This is a genomic window from Planococcus soli, assembly GCF_016881065.1.
Classification (GTDB): Bacteria; Bacillota; Bacilli; order Bacillales_A; family Planococcaceae; genus Planococcus; species Planococcus soli.
The window spans coordinates 163,436-179,166 of the sequence record NZ_WXYN01000012.1 but is presented as its reverse complement, the minus strand read 5'-3'; the positions used below and the strand labels follow the sequence as shown (position 1 = coordinate 179,166).

Here is a 15,731-nt window from a genome sequence, read left to right as displayed (position 1 = left end):
GAGGCCGGAATTTCAGCCTCCTTTTCTTATTAGAAAAGAGGAAATAAAATGGTTAAGGGATTGTATATCCATATTCCATTCTGCCACCAAATTTGTTTTTACTGCGATTTCAATAAAGTCTATTTCAAAGACCAGCCCGTAGATGCCTATATCGATTCTGTGGGGAAAGAGCTGGCATTATGGAAACAGCAGGGAGCACTTGACCATCCGCTTGAAACCATCTTTCTGGGAGGGGGAACTCCCACTTCTCTTACCCCTGCACAATTGGAGAAGCTGCTGGGGTATATTCACCGCTATGTGCCGATGGCAGCCGACCTCGAGTGGACTTCAGAAGCGAACCCGGACGAACTGACGAAAGACAAGATGCAGGTGCTGTTTGACGGAGGCGTCAACCGCCTGAGCATGGGCGTCCAGTCATTCGACGAAGATCTGCTGAAACGGCTTGGACGGACCCATAACAATTCGGATGTCAAACGAGCAGTTGATTCAGCCCGTCTGGTCGGCTTTGAAAATTTGAGCTTTGATTTGATGTACGGATTGCCGGGGCAAACAATGCAGCAATGGGACGATACGCTCGATCAGGCATTTGCATTTGACCTGCCGCATTTCTCTGCCTATTCATTGATCATTGAACCAAAAACCGTGTTTTATAATTTGATGACGAAAGGCAAATTGAATACGGTGACAGAAGACCTCGAAGCCGATATGTACGAAAAGTTGATGAATGAAATGGACATCCGCGGCTTGAAGCAATATGAAATTTCTAACTTTGCACGTCCAGGCCGCGAATCCCATCATAATTTGCTGTATTGGGACAACGTCGAATACATCGGTGTTGGAGCCGGGGCACACGGGTATGTGGATGGCGTCCGCTATTCGAATGCCGGACCATTGAAAAAATACATGGCACCGTTGGACGCAGGCGAGCGGCCAATTCTAAATACACACGAAGTGCCGGTCCATGAAAAGATGGAAGAAGAAATGTTTTTAGGGCTGCGGAAAACTTCTGGCGTGTCGCTCATTCATTTTCAGGAAAAATTCCAAAAGCCGATACAGGATGTTTATGGCAACATCTTGGATAAGGAAATCGCCAAGGAAAACTTGGAGATTTCCGGCGGCTTTGTCCGTTTGACCAAAAAAGGCCGATTTGTCGGCAATGAAGTGTTTGAACAATTTTTATTGGCGTAAAGCTCTTCCGTTGACAAGGATCATTATATTTGTTAATTTTAATGTAGTATTAGCACTCGGGTACGTAGAGTGCTAACAGAGGTGATGATCATGTTAACAGAACGGCAACTGCTCATCTTAAAGGTGACAGTAGATGATTACATTCAATCAGCGCAGCCGGTAGGATCGAACCAACTCTCCAAAAAAGCCGGAATTTCTTTCAGTCCGGCGACCATCCGCAATGAAATGGCGGATTTGGAAAGCATGGGCTTTCTGGAAAAAACCCATACGTCTTCCGGACGCATTCCTTCTGAGAAGGGATACCGTTATTACGTCGACCACCTGCTGACGCCAAGGCCGCTGCCGCAGCAGGACATTGTGCAATTGCGCTCGGTTTTCGAAGAGAAGCTGACAGAGACAGAGCAAGTCATCAAGCGCTCTGCGATGATTCTTTCAGAACTGACCAATTACACGTCCATTTTATTGGGTCCTGATGTGCGCAGGCACATTGTCAAAAAGCTGTCGATTGTTCCATTGACGCAAGACACGGCGGTTGCGATCATCGTAACCGATTCAGGGCATGTGGAAAATCGCATATTTTCCATTCCGCCAGGCCTAAATCCATCGGATATTGAAAAAATGGCCAATATCCTCAATGAACGGCTTGTGGGTGTGTCGCTGAACAACTTGCATTTGCGGCTTGAACAAGAGACTCTGACCATTTTAAAGCAGCATGTAGAGCGCTACGGCGAACTTTTCCATACATTCAGGAAAGCGGTATTGCTGCCGCATGATGATGAAAACATCTATTACGGCGGCAAGCTGAACATCCTGAAACAGCCGGATTTCCATGATCTTCAAAAAATCAGGGATTTAATGGATGTGATGGAAGAAGCCAAGCATATTCCGATGATCCTGCCAGTGGGAAGCCAAGGCCTCCACATTCGCATCGGCTCGGAAAATGCGCTGTCGGCAATGGAAGACTGCAGTGTCATCACGGTGTCGTATAATATCGGTGAAGAACAGACAGGGTCAATCGCCATCATCGGTCCGAAACGGATGGATTATAAACGCATCGTTTCCATATTGGATTTGTTGAGCGGCGATTTGTCGAAAGAACTGACCCGTATGTTTAAAGGTACGTGAACAAAGGAGGAACAGAATTGCCTAAAAAAATTAAACCACTTAAAACAGAAGAACATGCAGCAACTGAAGATGCAGAAGTGAAAGAACCGATTCTGGAAGCAGAAGAGCAGGCGGAATTGACGGATGCAGAAACACCCGCAGCTGATCCTTCCGGTGCAGAAGAACCAGAACCTGTAGATGAAGCGGAAGAGCTTCGCAAGCAGCTTGAAGCTGAACAAAACAAATATTTGCGCCTTTTGGCTGATTATGATAATTTCAAACGGCGTACTCAAAAAGATAAAGAAATCGCCAATAAATTCCGTTCTCAATCCTTACTGGCGGACCTGCTGCCAGTACTGGACAATTTTGAGCGTGCCCTAACGCTCAAAACGAATAGCGAAGAATCGGCTTCCTTGCTAAAAGGCGTCGAAATGGTGCAAAAATCCTTGACTGAAGCTGTCAGCCGTGAAGGCCTTGAAGAAATCAAAGCGGTCGGCGAACCATTCGACCCGAATTTCCATCAAGCCGTCATGCAGGAGAGGGATGATTCCGCGGAGCCGGGAACGGTTTTACAGGAATTGCAAAAAGGCTACACCCTAAAAGGTCGCGTACTTCGTCCGGCCATGGTAAAAGTAAACGAATAAAAATATTGGAGGAATTTAAACATGAGCAAAATTATCGGTATTGACTTAGGTACAACTAACTCAGCAGTCGCAGTATTAGAAGGCGGCGAGCCAAAAATCATTCCAAATCCAGAAGGCAACCGTACAACTCCTTCTGTTGTAGCTTTTAAAAATGGCGAGCGCCAAGTCGGCGAAGTGGCTAAACGCCAATCCATCACGAACCCGAACACTATCCAGTCGGTGAAACGTTTGATGGGTACGCAGGAAAAAGTAACAGCTGAAGGCAAAGAATATACGCCACAGGAAGTATCTGCAATGATTCTTCAATATATCAAAGGCTATGCTGAAGAATATCTTGGTGAAAAAGTAACAAAAGCGGTCATCACTGTACCGGCTTATTTCAATGATGCACAGCGCCAGGCAACAAAAGACGCTGGCCGCATTGCAGGCCTTGAAGTGGAACGCATCATCAACGAGCCGACTGCAGCTGCACTTGCATATGGCTTGGACAAAACGGATACAGACGAAACGATTCTTGTTTATGACCTTGGAGGCGGTACATTCGACGTATCGATCCTGGAACTTGGCGATGGCGTTTTCGAAGTGAAATCAACTGCCGGCGACAACCGTCTGGGCGGAGATGATTTTGATAAATTAATCATCGATTATTTGGTACAGGAATTCAAAAAAGAGAACGGCGTCGACTTGTCGAAAGATAAAATGGCGACACAACGCCTTAAAGACGCCGCTGAAAAAGCGAAAAAAGATCTATCCGGCGTTTCTTCAACTCAAATTTCATTGCCGTTCATCACTGCAGGAGAAGCGGGGCCGCTTCACTTGGAAGTTACAATGAGCCGTGCAAAATTTGATGAATTGACTTCTTCATTAGTTGAACGTACGATGGGGCCAACTCGCCAGGCATTGAAAGATGCTGGAATTTCAGCTTCTGAACTTGATCGCGTTATCCTTGTAGGCGGATCTACACGCATCCCAGCTGTACAGGAAGCAGTCAAGAAAGAAACTGGCAAAGACCCGCACAAAGGCGTTAACCCGGATGAAGTTGTAGCGATGGGTGCAGCAGTTCAAGGCGGCGTATTGACTGGCGATGTAAAAGACGTTGTATTATTGGACGTAACGCCATTGTCACTTGGTATCGAAACAATGGGCGGCGTATTTACGAAATTGATCGAGCGCAACACAACGATCCCGACATCAAAATCACAGACATTCTCAACTGCCGCTGACAACCAGCCGGCTGTAGATATTCACGTATTGCAAGGCGAGCGTCCGATGGCAGCAGCCAACAAAACGCTTGGCCGCTTCCAATTGGCTGATATTCCGCCTGCACCGCGCGGCGTGCCACAAATTGAAGTAAGCTTTGATATCGATAAAAACGGTATCGTCAGCGTCAAAGCGAAAGACCTTGGTACTCAGAAAGAACAGACAATTACTATTCAGTCCAACACTTCGTTGACTGATGAAGAGATCGATCGCATGATCAAAGAAGCGGAAGAAAATGCTGAAGCGGATGCGAAAGTAAAAGAAGAAGTTGAACTTCGCAACGAAGCCGATCAAGCTGTTTTCACAACTGATAAAACAATCACCGATCTTGGTGAAGTGGTATCTGAAGAAGAGAAAAAACAAGCGGAAGATGCACGCGACGAACTAAAAGCTGCATTGGAGTCAGACAATATTGACGATATCCGCGAGAAAAAAGACAAGCTTCAGGAAATCCTGCAAGGCCTGTCAATGAAAGCTTATGAGCAGGCAGCAGCAGCTCAGCAAGCATCAGAAGAAGAAGGCGCAGCGAAAGGCAACGACGATGTAGTCGACGCTGAGTTTGAAGAAGTAAACGACGACAAAAAATAAGCAGGGCCTGGAAAAGTCAAAGCAAAGCAACATGCTTTGGCTTTTTCAATGTCTTTGCAACAGCGATTTAAACCGTGTACAATTACAATTGATTGCTAGAGGGAGAGTGACTTATGAATAAACGAGATTACTATGAAGTATTAGGCGTATCCAAGTCTGCTTCTAAAGAAGAAATTAAAAAAGCTTACCGGACCTTATCAAAAAAATTCCATCCGGATATCAATAAAGAAGCTGATGCTCCTGCGAAATTCCAGGAGGTAAAAGATGCATATGAAGTATTGAGCGACGAACAGAAACGTGCACAATACGATCAGTTTGGCCATCAAGATCCAAATCAAGGCTTTGGAGGCGGCGGTGATGGCTTCGGATTCGACGATATCTTCAGCACATTCTTTGGCGGCGGTACAAGACGCCGTGACCCGAATGCTCCGCGCAAAGGTGATGATCTCCAGTATTCCATGACCATCGATTTCATGGATGCCGTCTTCGGAAAAGAAACAGAAGTTGAAATTCCAAAAGATGAAACATGCGGTACGTGTGACGGTTCGGGCGCTAAGCCTGGAACAAAGAAAAAAACATGTCCGTACTGTGAAGGTTCTGGCCAGATGAATGTGACACAGGATACGCCTTTCGGCCGAATGGTCAATCGCCGTGCCTGCCAGCATTGTGAAGGAACGGGACAGATTATCGAAGAAAAATGTACGACTTGCCGGGGAGAAGGAAAAGTCCGCAAAGTTAAAAAAATTAAAGTTACCATCCCAGCCGGTGTTGATGACGGCCAGCAATTGCGCGTCACAGGCCAAGGTGCTCCAGGCGTCAACGGTGGGCCAAACGGTGATTTGTACGTGGTATTCCGCGTAAGACCGCATAAACAGTTCCAGCGTGAAGGCGATGATATTTACTTGGATATCTCCATCACCTATCCGCAGGCTGCACTAGGTGATGAAATCGAAGTACCGACCATTTCCGGTAAAGTGAAATTGAAAATTCCAGCTGGTACTCAGAGCGGGGCGCGTTTCCGCCTGAAAGGCAAAGGCGTAAAAAATGTCCATGGTTATGGAACTGGCGATCAGCACGTCATTGTCCGCATCAAAACCCAGACAAAACTCAGCGAGAAGCAAAAGCAGCTGTTGCGTGAATTTGCCGAAATCAGCGGAGATATTCCCGAAGAGCACAGCAGCTCACTTTTCGATAAAATCAAACGCACCATTAAAGGTGAATGACAGCAGCTGGAAATAGGACAGCATTTTAGGTTCATTGTCTATTCAAAAAATCCATTTTTTACAAGCAGAAGACTCTTGCCAAAAGCAGGAGTCTTGCTGACTGTAAAAACGAAAAAGGAGCTGGGCGCAATTGAAATGGTCAGAGTTGGCGATTCACACGACAAATGAAGCGATTGAAGCGGTTTCCAATATTATGCACGAAGCGGGAGCGAGCGGAGTTGTTATCGAGGACTCGGAAGATTTGACGAAAGAAAGGGAATATCGTTTTGGTGAAATTTATTCGCTGGACCCGGACGATTTTCCGGTGGATGGGGTTATTTTAAAGGCCTATCTGCCAGTCAACAGCTTTTTGGGCGAGACAGTCGAGGCCATCAAACTGGCCATCAGCAACCTGGTCTCGTTTGACATCAATATAGGCAAAAACGAAGTAACCATCAGTGAAGTGAATGAAGAAGAATGGGCAACTTCCTGGAAAAAATATTACCATCCCGTCAAAATTTCTGAACGCTTCACCATAGTTCCAACGTGGGAAACCTACAATCCGGTATCAAGTGATGAGCTGATCATTGAGTTGGATCCAGGAATGGCTTTTGGGACAGGCACCCATCCAACGACCGTCATGAGCCTGCAAGCATTGGAGAAGACTGTTCGTGCAGGCGACCGGGTCGTTGACATCGGCACCGGGTCCGGCGTGCTGGCAATTGGTGCAGCGCTCTTGTCCGCTAAAGAAGTCTACGCACTTGATTTGGATGATATTGCTGTAAAAGCAGCAAGCATCAACGTCAAGCTAAATAAAGTACAGGATATTGTCACGGTGGAAGAAGGCAATCTGGTTGATAAAATCGATCAGCCGGGTGATGTGGTAGTCGCCAATATTTTGGCTGAAGTTATCATGTCATTTACAGATGATGCATTCAAAATCGTTAAACCGGGTGGGCGCTACATCACTTCGGGCATCATCGCAGCGAAAAAGAATAACGTTAAAGCGGCGCTTGAAGCTTCCGGCTTTGTTATTGAAGACGTCATGATGATGGAAGACTGGGTTACCATCATTTCAAAAAAACCTGAATAACGGGGTGCCACGATGCAGCGATATTTTATAGAAGGAAAGCTTCCGGAAAATCGAATAGCGGCAATAACCGGCGATGATGCAAAGCACATCGCCAAAGTTATGCGCCAAACAGCCGGGGAAGAGTTGATCGCGGTTATGGAAGGCAAGGCTTATCTCGCTACGATCCGCTCGACTGACTTTGATGTAGAGATAGAGCTTGGAAATTCCTTGGAAACGCAGGTGGAATTGCCAAAAAAAGTGTCCATTGCCTGCGGACTCCCGAAAGGCGACAAGCTTGATTTGATCACCCAAAAAGCGACTGAACTCGGAATGTACGCACTGCTGCCATTTTCGGCAGAGCGGTCTATTGTAAAATGGGACAGTTCCAAGAGTGAGAAAAAAATTGGACGGCTGCAAAAAATTGCCAAGGAAGCGGCTGAGCAGTCGCACAGGACGCGTGTACCTGATATCCATAACATCTATAGTTTCAACCAGCTGCTAAGCCAGGCGGGTTCGTATGACGCGGTGATCGTAGCTTACGAAGAAGAGGCGCGGCAAGGCGGCAGGACGCGGTTTGCCGAAACTTTGAAATCATTGTATGATAAAGATTCAGTCCTGATTATTTTTGGTCCAGAAGGCGGCATTTCCGACAAGGAAGTGACGGCGCTGAAAAATGCCGGGGCCATTTTTACTTCTCTCGGCCCTCGGATTTTGCGGACGGAAACAGCACCTTTGTATGCACTGGCTGCTATCTCCTGCGAATTTGAATAAAGGTGAGCGTGATTAAAAATACAGGGCACTGAGCTGCAGCGACATTTTCCGGTTGGGGAAAATTGCTGACAAACAAAATGACTTTATAATAGAATGGAGATTTTATTCATGACGAACATTGCATCTTATATTGACCATACCTTGTTAAAGCCTGAGTCGACAGAAAGCCAGGTCGTTCAATTGTGTAAAGAAGCGGCCGAGTTTAAATTTGCATCTGTATGCGTTAATCCGACTTGGGTTGAAACAGCAGCGGCTGAGTTAACAGGCAGCGGCGTAAAAGTGTGTACGGTTATCGGTTTTCCGCTGGGAGCATCTACACCTGAAACAAAAGCTTTTGAAACAACGGATGCCATTTCAAAAGGCGCCGGCGAAATTGATATGGTCCTCAATGTTGGCGCGTTGAAAAGCGGCAACACTGATCATGTGAAAAAAGATATCGAAGCAGTCGTCCATGCGGCAAAAGGCAAAGCGATCGTCAAAGTGATCTTGGAAACTTGCCTGCTGACGGACGAAGAGAAAGCCACTGCTTCGCAACTGTCTAAAGAAGCGGGAGCTGACTTTGTCAAAACGTCGACCGGCTTTTCTACTGGCGGTGCAACGGTTGAAGATGTGAAACTGATGCGCCAGACTGTTGGAGCTGATTTGGGTGTTAAGGCTTCCGGCGGAGTTCGCAGCCTGGAAGATGTCGAAGCGATGATCGAAGCAGGAGCTACACGCATCGGCGCCAGCTCTGGCGTTAAAATCATGCAGGGACTAACTTCAGATTCCGATTATTAACTATTGACCTTTCTTTGGGAATACGATATAATTTTTGAGTATATAACACTTGTTGTTCTTCGCTTCAACGTGTGTTCGGAGGGAGGGAAAAAGAGATGACAAAAACTACCGTTCGTAAAAACGAATCGATTGAAGATGCTCTTCGCCGCTTCAAACGTACTGTTTCTAAATCCGGAACAATGCAAGAGGTAAGAAAGCGCGAGTACTATGATAAGCCGAGCGTGAAACGTAAACTAAAATCAGAAGCTGCGCGTAAACGTAAATTTTAATTGACTTTAACGAGTATAATGACTTTTAAAAAATATGAACGACCAGCCTAAACCGCCAACACATTCATTGTGTTGGCGGTTTTTCTAATTGTCACATTTGTAAGCGCATTCTTTCGTTATTGGAGAAGCTTTCCTTTATAATAAGGATATAGGCCGCAGCTAATGTTTAGCGGCTGCGCTCGGAGCTTCTGCTATTGAACCTCATCTGTTTCTTGAGATCAAAGGGCTGCAGAAGCTTGCTTCAAAATCAACAGATTATGGATGTTGAAATGCTGATGCTTTCTTTAGCAATTGCAGCCCGGAAAAATGAAACCTAATTCCTGTTCATCCGTATATATACAAACAGTAAATCTGTAATGCGAAAGGAGAGGTCCCATTGAGCAGAGTCAAAGTCTATTTAGGTTTTGGACTTTTACTGTTATCGTTTCTGCTCATGCTCCCGGCTATCCAGGCTGACACTTCGACAGTGTATGTCATACCGATCGAAGATGAAGTTGAAAGAGGACTGCAGGCTTTTATCGAACGGGGCATTGAAGAAGCGGAAGAAGCTGGCGCCGAAGCCATTATTTTCGAAATTGATACACCGGGTGGATTTGTGGATGCAGCAGATGGGATAGCGCGTTCGTTGAACAAAACCCAATTGGAAAAACTGGCTTTCATCAATCAGGATGCTCTTTCTGCAGGCGCATTCCTGGCGTTGCATAATGATGAGATTTATATGCATCCCAATGGCCGAATGGGTGCGGCACAAGTGATTGATCAAACTGGAAATGCCGCAGCGGACAAAGCAAATAGCGCTTGGCTGGCTTCCATGAGAAGTGCGGCTCAGACTGCTGGCCGTGATCCTGACTTCGCTTTGGCAATGGCAGATGCCTCAGCTGCCATTCCTGAACTGGGCGTAGCTGAGGGGAAATTACTAACGCTGGGGGCATCTGAAGCCTTAGATGTAGGCTATTCGGAAGGAACTGTTTCTACTCTGGCCGAACTGCTGGCTTTGAAAGGCTTTGAAGATGCCACTGTCGTAACGATCGACGAAACATTTTCGGAAAGCCTGGCCCGTTTTCTGACCAACCCGATTGTTGTGCCAATCCTTTTATCATTCGCAGGTCTTGGGTTGCTTCTTGAACTGTTTACCCCAGGTGTCGGAATTCCTGGACTTGTCGGCCTGACTTTTCTCCTGCTGTTTTTCTACGGCCATTTGGTAGCAGGTTTGGCCGGATATGAGTCCATCATTCTGCTGGTAATCGGATTTGGGCTGTTGGTGGCAGAATTTATCATCCCGGGCGGTGTTGCGGGATTCCTGGGGATCGCCGCCATTCTCGGCAGTATTTTATTGGCGGGCGGAGATCTTAAATCCACCGCCATAGCAGTACTTATTGCAATGATTGTAGCAACAGTAGGGATGGTGATTGTAGTGAAATTCTTTGGTAAACGGCTGGATTTGTTCAAACGGATTATCTTGACTGATGCGACTGATACGGAACATGGCTATGTATCGACTACAAATCGCCCGGAGCTTGTCGGCAAAATTGCGCTGACAGTGACAGCGCTTCGTCCGTCCGGTACGATCAAGCTGGACGATGAACGTATAGATGCTGTTTCTGAAGGCCGGTTCATCGATGGCGGAAAAGATGTTAAGATAATCAAGGTAGAAGGTTCGCGTATAGTTGTTCGCGAACTTGAAAAACAAGAGGAGGAATAGAAGAATGGGACTTGAAACAATTGGTTTAGGTGCAGCAATAATAGGTATCATCATCGTTTTGGCAATTTTCTTCACATTCGTGCCAATTACATTATGGATTTCAGCATTGGCCGCAGGAGTGAAAATCAGTATCTTTACACTGATCGGTATGAGATTGCGCCGGGTTATTCCATCACGGATTGTAAATCCATTGATCAAAGCATCAAAAGCTGGGTTGACAGTAACCATCAACCAATTGGAAAGCCATTACTTAGCCGGGGGTAACGTAGACCGTGTCGTCAATGCATTGATTGCGGCTCATCGTGCCAATATTGAATTGCCGTTTGAACGCGCAGCAGCGATTGATCTTGCAGGCCGTGACGTATTGGAAGCTGTTCAAATGTCGGTAAACCCGAAAGTGATTGAAACGCCATTTATCGCAGGTGTTGCGATGGACGGAATCGAAGTAAAAGCAAAAGCCAGAATTACCGTTCGTGCTAACATCGACCGTTTAGTCGGTGGTGCAGGTGAAGAAACGATCGTCGCCCGTGTTGGTGAAGGTATTGTCTCAACACTTGGTTCAAGCACAAGCCATAAAAAAGTTCTTGAAAATCCAGACCTGATTTCTCAGACCGTATTGTCTAAAGGCTTGGATTCAGGTACAGCATTCGAAATCCTGTCAATCGATATTGCCGACGTTGATATCGGCAAAAACATTGGTGCTGAATTACAGACTGAACAAGCAGAAGCAGACAAGAAAATTGCACAGGCAAAAGCAGAAGAACGCCGTGCAATGGCTGTAGCAAGCGAACAGGAAATGAAAGCGAAAGTCGTGGAAATGAGAGCAAAAGTTGTTGAAGCGGAAGCAGAAGTGCCATTGGCAATGTCTGAAGCGCTCCGTACAGGCAACATTGGTGTAATGGATTATGTCAATTACAAAAATGTTCAAGCAGATACAGGTATGCGAGAGTCCATCTCGAAAACAGGCATGGACAAATCCGACGATAAATAATCGGCGGTAGCCATAAGGGAGGTTTGTCGTATGGAAGCTCTCATATTTGGACTGGTAATCATGGCGGTAAGCGCTTTTTTCAATAAAGGCAAAAAAGATACGGCCGATGATGCTCCGGAAAAACCTGTCCCGACAAGATCATCACCTGGTACAGACAGGCGCTCCGGACAAAAAACGTTCAAACGAGTAGAAGATTATGCGAAAGAAATTTATGGGGAACTGCAGAATCAAAAAACTCAACGCCCTGAACTTGCAGAAAAAGCCAAGAAAAAAGTCGAAGAAGCTGTCAATCGCACCCCTTTACGGGAAGCGCGCCAGGAAGTGCAGCGCCGCGTTCCGCCAAGGGAGACACGCAACGAGATACATGACCGCATTAAGGAAACCGAAGCGAGCGTATTGAGAAGCCGCCCGCCTGCTACTGGAGTGGAAAAAGACATGGATGAACTCCTGCCGTTAAGCAGCGACGATATCCGAAGAGGTATTATTATGGCGGAGATCCTTATGCCGCCAAAGTCCAAAAGATAGCAGCCGCCGGCCAGTGCAAACTGGCCGGCTTTTTAATTAAATAATATTATTATGTAAACAAAAGTGCCGCCAAAAGATTTCTTTTAGATTTTCATGGCTCTAGCAATGAGCCGAAACTTTTGAAACGCTTTCCTAAAGAAAATACTGGCTATGGAGCAAAACGGCGGAAAAGCCCACCCGGGGCATGCGCAGCTGTTTTGCAGAATATTGCAGATTATAAAATCAGTTGCTCAAATTTTAAATTTTAAAACAATGATTCATGAAAAGGGAATTGCGGTGCCCGAGCACAATAAGGCAAATATTTTACAAGTGATTATCTTTAATGATAGAGTGAAATCAGCAGTAAATACTCGATTCCAAGGAGCGTCCACATGACAGAAAACAACCTACTAGAATTACATGTGAAAGACCCAAATGAAGCGGTTCAGCTGCTCGGGATATCAGACAACCACTTAACGTTGATTGAAGAAGCCTTTAACATTCAAGTGATCACCCGCGGCGAAGTTATCAAGTTATCGGGTTCAGAAGAAGGCAAACATACAGGCAAATTATTAATCGAACAATTGCTTCGTGTTATCCGCAAAAACATTAATATCGATCAGCGGGATATTGTTTCTGCCATCGAAATGGCTAAAAACGGGACAATTGAATATTTTGCTGAACTGTACGACGAAGAAGTGGCGCGCAATGCCAACGGCAAATCGATTCGGGCGAAAACCATTGGCCAGCGCCATTACATCCATGCTGTCCGCAGCAAAGACCTGGTGTTCGGAATCGGACCAGCCGGAACGGGCAAGACTTACCTGGCAGTAGTTATGGCCGTACAGGCGCTTAAAAATGGCCAAGTCAAAAAAATCATTTTGACGCGCCCTGCCGTTGAGGCTGGAGAAAGCCTCGGCTTCCTGCCTGGCGACTTGAAGGAAAAAGTCGATCCTTACCTTCGTCCGTTGTATGATTCGCTGCACGATGTGCTTGGGTTGGAGCAAACCAATCGATTTATCGAACGCGGCACCATTGAAATTGCTCCGCTTGCCTATATGAGAGGCCGCACATTAGACGAAGCATTCGTTATTCTTGATGAAGCGCAAAACACCACCAAGGCACAGATGAAAATGTTTTTGACACGGCTTGGTTTCGGTTCGAAAATGATCATTACCGGCGACAAAACGCAGATTGATTTGCCAAGAGGCGCAGAATCCGGATTGATTGCCGCTGAAACGATTTTAAAGGGTGTTCGAAATATCCATTTTCAATACCTTGAAAGCGGCGATGTTGTCCGGCACCCGCTGGTGGCTAAAATCATCGAAGCATACGAAAATCAGCCTACTTAACAAGCAGAAAAAAGTGCAGGGATCCACATTCCTGCACTTTTTTACGTGTAAGGGACTATGTTTTGGCTGATTGAACTAATTATTTCCCGTAAATTTGGTGATATTTTCAAAATTTTAGAAATACACCGTGAAATCCATTTCTGTAGTTGTTATGATGGAAATAAGAAATGCGGGGTGTAAGGCATGCGTCAACGGGCACAGAAAATTTTCAGAAAATTGGGCTACCAAAAAATAATGAGGTTGGGTATTTTGATGACTGGCCTGATCCTTTACGGATTTTTAGTGGATCCAATTCGTGGAAATACATATGATATTAACCTGTTTCAACTGTCGTCAGAAACAATTCGTTCTGAAAAGACCGTGGAAGATCCGATTAAAACCGAGCTGGAAAGAGACCGGTTAGCGGAAGAAGTAGCGCCAAGCTATCAGTTTGTCGATGAAATAGCTGACAATCAAACTGCGGTGATTGAATCCTTATTCGGTTACCTGGTGGATGCAAAAGCTGTTCCGGAAGAAGAGGGGGATGAACGTTCTTCCGAAGCGATGATGGCACAGTTGCGAGAGGATTTGCGGCTGATGGAAACCAGTGAAAATGGCCTGCGTTTGACAGATGAAATGCTGGACGCATTATTGTCGCTTTCGGATAACAGGTTAGTGGACGTCCAGGAAGAACTGGAGCGTTTGCTGGAGTCTTATTTAGAAGAACCAATAAGGGTAGAGGGCGTTGCGCGGATTCGGACAGAAATAGAACAGGATATCCGCCGAAGCGAACAAATACCAGATAATGTTGTTCTGGCAGCCGTGACAATTGGAAGGTTCGGCATTATTCCGACCGAGCAGGTCAACGAGGAGCTGACCGCTGGACAAATAGAACAGGTCCGCAATAGCGTCGAGCCAACGCGCATCCTGCAAGGACAGGTGCTCGTTCAGGAAGGGCAGGTAGTGGACCGTGAAGTATACCGCCAGCTTGAGCTGGCTGGAATGACAGAAGAACAGCGGAATTACAAGCCGTTGCTGGGATTGCTGATCTTTGTAGTGATTGCGATGGGCCTTATGATGGGGGTCGTGTCAAGGTCACAAAAAGATGATAGAGGAAAAATTACTGAAGTGATGGTCATGATTGTGGTGATTGCCATTGCATTAGCGCTTATGAAACTGATATATGCTGTCAGCGATAACTTTGAATTGGTGATTGCGTTTATTTTTCCTACAGCATTGGCAGGGATGCTTATCAGGCTGCTGGTCAATGAGCGGGCAGCTGTTTATGTAACGATTCTTATCAGTGCTGCAGCAGGAATCATGCTGCAAAGCGGTTATTCTTCTTCCTTGCAGGTGGACGTTGCCTTGTATATTCTTTTGGGTGGGCTCACTGCAATCTATTTGATTGACCGGGACGGCGGACATGGCCGCCTCATGCAAATTAGTTTGGCAGTTGCCGGAGTGAATGCACTGTTTGTCGCTTTTTACTTGTTAATAGGGCAAACCCAATACAGCTGGTCAGAAATCGGTTTTTATTTTACTGCTGCGATCGTCTCAGGCTTAATGTCCGGTGCGTTGGCAATCGGCATGCTGCCATTTTTTGAGTCGGCGTTTGGAATGCTGTCGACGATGCGTTTGATTGAGTTGTCCAATCCCAATCATCCGCTGCTGAAAAAAATTCTGATGGAAACGCCCGGTACGTATCACCATAGCTTAATGGTCGCCAATCTGGCAGATGCTTCCTGTGAAGCCATCGGGGCCAATGGATTGCTGGCGAGAGTCGGCTGCTATTATCACGATATCGGGAAAACGAAACAGCCGCAGTTTTTCATAGAGAACCAGGTGAATATCGAAAATCCACACGATCGTCTGCCGCCCGAAAAAAGCCGGGACATCATTCTCGCGCACGGTGCACAGGGAGCCGAAATGCTCCGGAAATACAAGATGCCGAAAGAAATTGTGGATGTGGCTGCACAGCATCACGGCACCAGTCTATTAAAGTTCTTTTATTACAAAGCGAAAGAAACGGACCCTGATATTAAAGAAGAATCTTTCCGCTATGCAGGGCCGAAACCGCAAACCAAAGAAATTGCCATCGTCTGCATAGCAGACAGCCTGGAAGCGGCTGTCCGCTCGATGAAAGAACCAACATCAGAAAAAATAAAAAAATTGGTGGATGCGATAGTAGAAGATAAACTGAAAGATGGGCAATTCGAGGAATGTGATATATCCTTGAAAGAGTTAAAGAAAGTGAAAGCGGTTATGTGCGAGACCTTGAATGGCATTTTCCATTCCCGCATTGAATACCCGAAAGAAACCAACTGACAG

General features: G+C 46.1%; 14 protein-coding genes. All 14 read left to right on the top strand.

All coding sequences use genetic code 11. The features are described 5' to 3' along the window. Positions 1-48 precede the first annotated feature (48 nt). On the top strand, positions 49-1,188 hold the full coding sequence (gene hemW, locus GJB59_RS06375) for a radical SAM family heme chaperone HemW (protein WP_142827779.1): 1,140 nt from the start codon (positions 49-51) through the stop codon (positions 1,186-1,188). Positions 1,189-1,278: 90 nt separating this feature from the next. Then, the gene (gene hrcA / locus GJB59_RS06370; RefSeq protein WP_142827780.1) at positions 1,279-2,313 is read left to right on the top strand and encodes a heat-inducible transcriptional repressor HrcA; all 1,035 of its coding nucleotides are present in this window, start codon (positions 1,279-1,281) and stop codon (positions 2,311-2,313) included. A gap of 17 nt (positions 2,314-2,330) precedes the next feature. Next, positions 2,331-2,936 carry a nucleotide exchange factor GrpE gene (gene grpE / locus GJB59_RS06365; RefSeq protein WP_142827781.1) on the top strand — a complete coding sequence of 202 codons (606 nt, stop codon included), beginning with the start codon at positions 2,331-2,333 and terminating at the stop codon, positions 2,934-2,936. 21 nt (positions 2,937-2,957) lie between these two features. After that, positions 2,958-4,784 (top strand): molecular chaperone DnaK, encoded by a 1,827-nt coding sequence (gene dnaK / locus GJB59_RS06360; protein WP_142827782.1) that lies wholly within the window; start codon positions 2,958-2,960, stop codon positions 4,782-4,784. Between the two features lie 113 nt (positions 4,785-4,897). After that, the gene (gene dnaJ / locus GJB59_RS06355; RefSeq protein ID WP_142827783.1) at positions 4,898-6,007 is read left to right on the top strand and encodes a molecular chaperone DnaJ; all 1,110 of its coding nucleotides are present in this window, start codon (positions 4,898-4,900) and stop codon (positions 6,005-6,007) included. A gap of 130 nt (positions 6,008-6,137) precedes the next feature. Beyond that, positions 6,138-7,079: a 50S ribosomal protein L11 methyltransferase gene (gene prmA / locus GJB59_RS06350; RefSeq protein ID WP_142827784.1), complete on the top strand. Its 942-nt coding sequence runs from the start codon at positions 6,138-6,140 to the stop codon at positions 7,077-7,079. 12 nt (positions 7,080-7,091) lie between these two features. Beyond that, positions 7,092-7,829 carry a 16S rRNA (uracil(1498)-N(3))-methyltransferase gene (locus GJB59_RS06345; protein WP_142827785.1) on the top strand — a complete coding sequence of 246 codons (738 nt, stop codon included), beginning with the start codon at positions 7,092-7,094 and terminating at the stop codon, positions 7,827-7,829. Positions 7,830-7,937: 108 nt separating this feature from the next. After that, entirely contained in the window at positions 7,938-8,606 is a 669-nt protein-coding gene (deoC, locus tag GJB59_RS06340) for a deoxyribose-phosphate aldolase (RefSeq protein ID WP_142827786.1), read from the top strand. Positions 8,607-8,701: 95 nt separating this feature from the next. Next, positions 8,702-8,875, top strand: coding sequence for a 30S ribosomal protein S21 (gene rpsU, locus GJB59_RS06335; protein ID WP_008431605.1), 174 nt, complete (start codon positions 8,702-8,704; stop codon positions 8,873-8,875). Positions 8,876-9,251: 376 nt separating this feature from the next. Further along, positions 9,252-10,577: an NfeD family protein gene (locus GJB59_RS06330; RefSeq protein WP_142827787.1), complete on the top strand. Its 1,326-nt coding sequence runs from the start codon at positions 9,252-9,254 to the stop codon at positions 10,575-10,577. Between the two features lie 4 nt (positions 10,578-10,581). Further along, the gene (floA, locus tag GJB59_RS06325) at positions 10,582-11,568 is read left to right on the top strand and encodes a flotillin-like protein FloA (RefSeq protein ID WP_142827788.1); all 987 of its coding nucleotides are present in this window, start codon (positions 10,582-10,584) and stop codon (positions 11,566-11,568) included. Between the two features lie 30 nt (positions 11,569-11,598). Then, positions 11,599-12,093 carry a YqfB family membrane protein gene (locus GJB59_RS06320; RefSeq protein WP_142827789.1) on the top strand — a complete coding sequence of 165 codons (495 nt, stop codon included), beginning with the start codon at positions 11,599-11,601 and terminating at the stop codon, positions 12,091-12,093. Between the two features lie 371 nt (positions 12,094-12,464). Next, positions 12,465-13,424 (top strand): PhoH family protein, encoded by a 960-nt coding sequence (locus GJB59_RS06315; RefSeq protein ID WP_142827790.1) that lies wholly within the window; start codon positions 12,465-12,467, stop codon positions 13,422-13,424. A gap of 183 nt (positions 13,425-13,607) precedes the next feature. Then, the gene (locus tag GJB59_RS06310) at positions 13,608-15,728 is read left to right on the top strand and encodes an HD family phosphohydrolase (RefSeq protein ID WP_142827791.1); all 2,121 of its coding nucleotides are present in this window, start codon (positions 13,608-13,610) and stop codon (positions 15,726-15,728) included. Positions 15,729-15,731: the final 3 nt, after the last annotated feature.

Excerpts from the sequence above, each read along its gene's own strand:
- dnaJ (WP_142827783.1), top strand. The coding sequence starts at position 4,898 with ATGAATAAACGAGATTACTATGAAGTATTAGGCGTATCCAAGTCTGCT.
- GJB59_RS06310 (WP_142827791.1), top strand. The coding sequence starts at position 13,608 with ATGCGTCAACGGGCACAGAAAATTTTCAGAAAATTGGGCTACCAAAAA.
- deoC (WP_142827786.1), top strand. The coding sequence starts at position 7,938 with ATGACGAACATTGCATCTTATATTGACCATACCTTGTTAAAGCCTGAG.
- floA (WP_142827788.1), top strand. The coding sequence starts at position 10,582 with ATGGGACTTGAAACAATTGGTTTAGGTGCAGCAATAATAGGTATCATC.
- dnaK (WP_142827782.1), top strand. The coding sequence starts at position 2,958 with ATGAGCAAAATTATCGGTATTGACTTAGGTACAACTAACTCAGCAGTC.
- GJB59_RS06345 (WP_142827785.1), top strand. The coding sequence starts at position 7,092 with ATGCAGCGATATTTTATAGAAGGAAAGCTTCCGGAAAATCGAATAGCG.
- GJB59_RS06315 (WP_142827790.1), top strand. The coding sequence starts at position 12,465 with ATGACAGAAAACAACCTACTAGAATTACATGTGAAAGACCCAAATGAA.
- rpsU (WP_008431605.1), top strand. The coding sequence starts at position 8,702 with ATGACAAAAACTACCGTTCGTAAAAACGAATCGATTGAAGATGCTCTT.
- hrcA (WP_142827780.1), top strand. The coding sequence starts at position 1,279 with ATGTTAACAGAACGGCAACTGCTCATCTTAAAGGTGACAGTAGATGAT.
- GJB59_RS06320 (WP_142827789.1), top strand. The coding sequence starts at position 11,599 with ATGGAAGCTCTCATATTTGGACTGGTAATCATGGCGGTAAGCGCTTTT.
- hemW (WP_142827779.1), top strand. The coding sequence starts at position 49 with ATGGTTAAGGGATTGTATATCCATATTCCATTCTGCCACCAAATTTGT.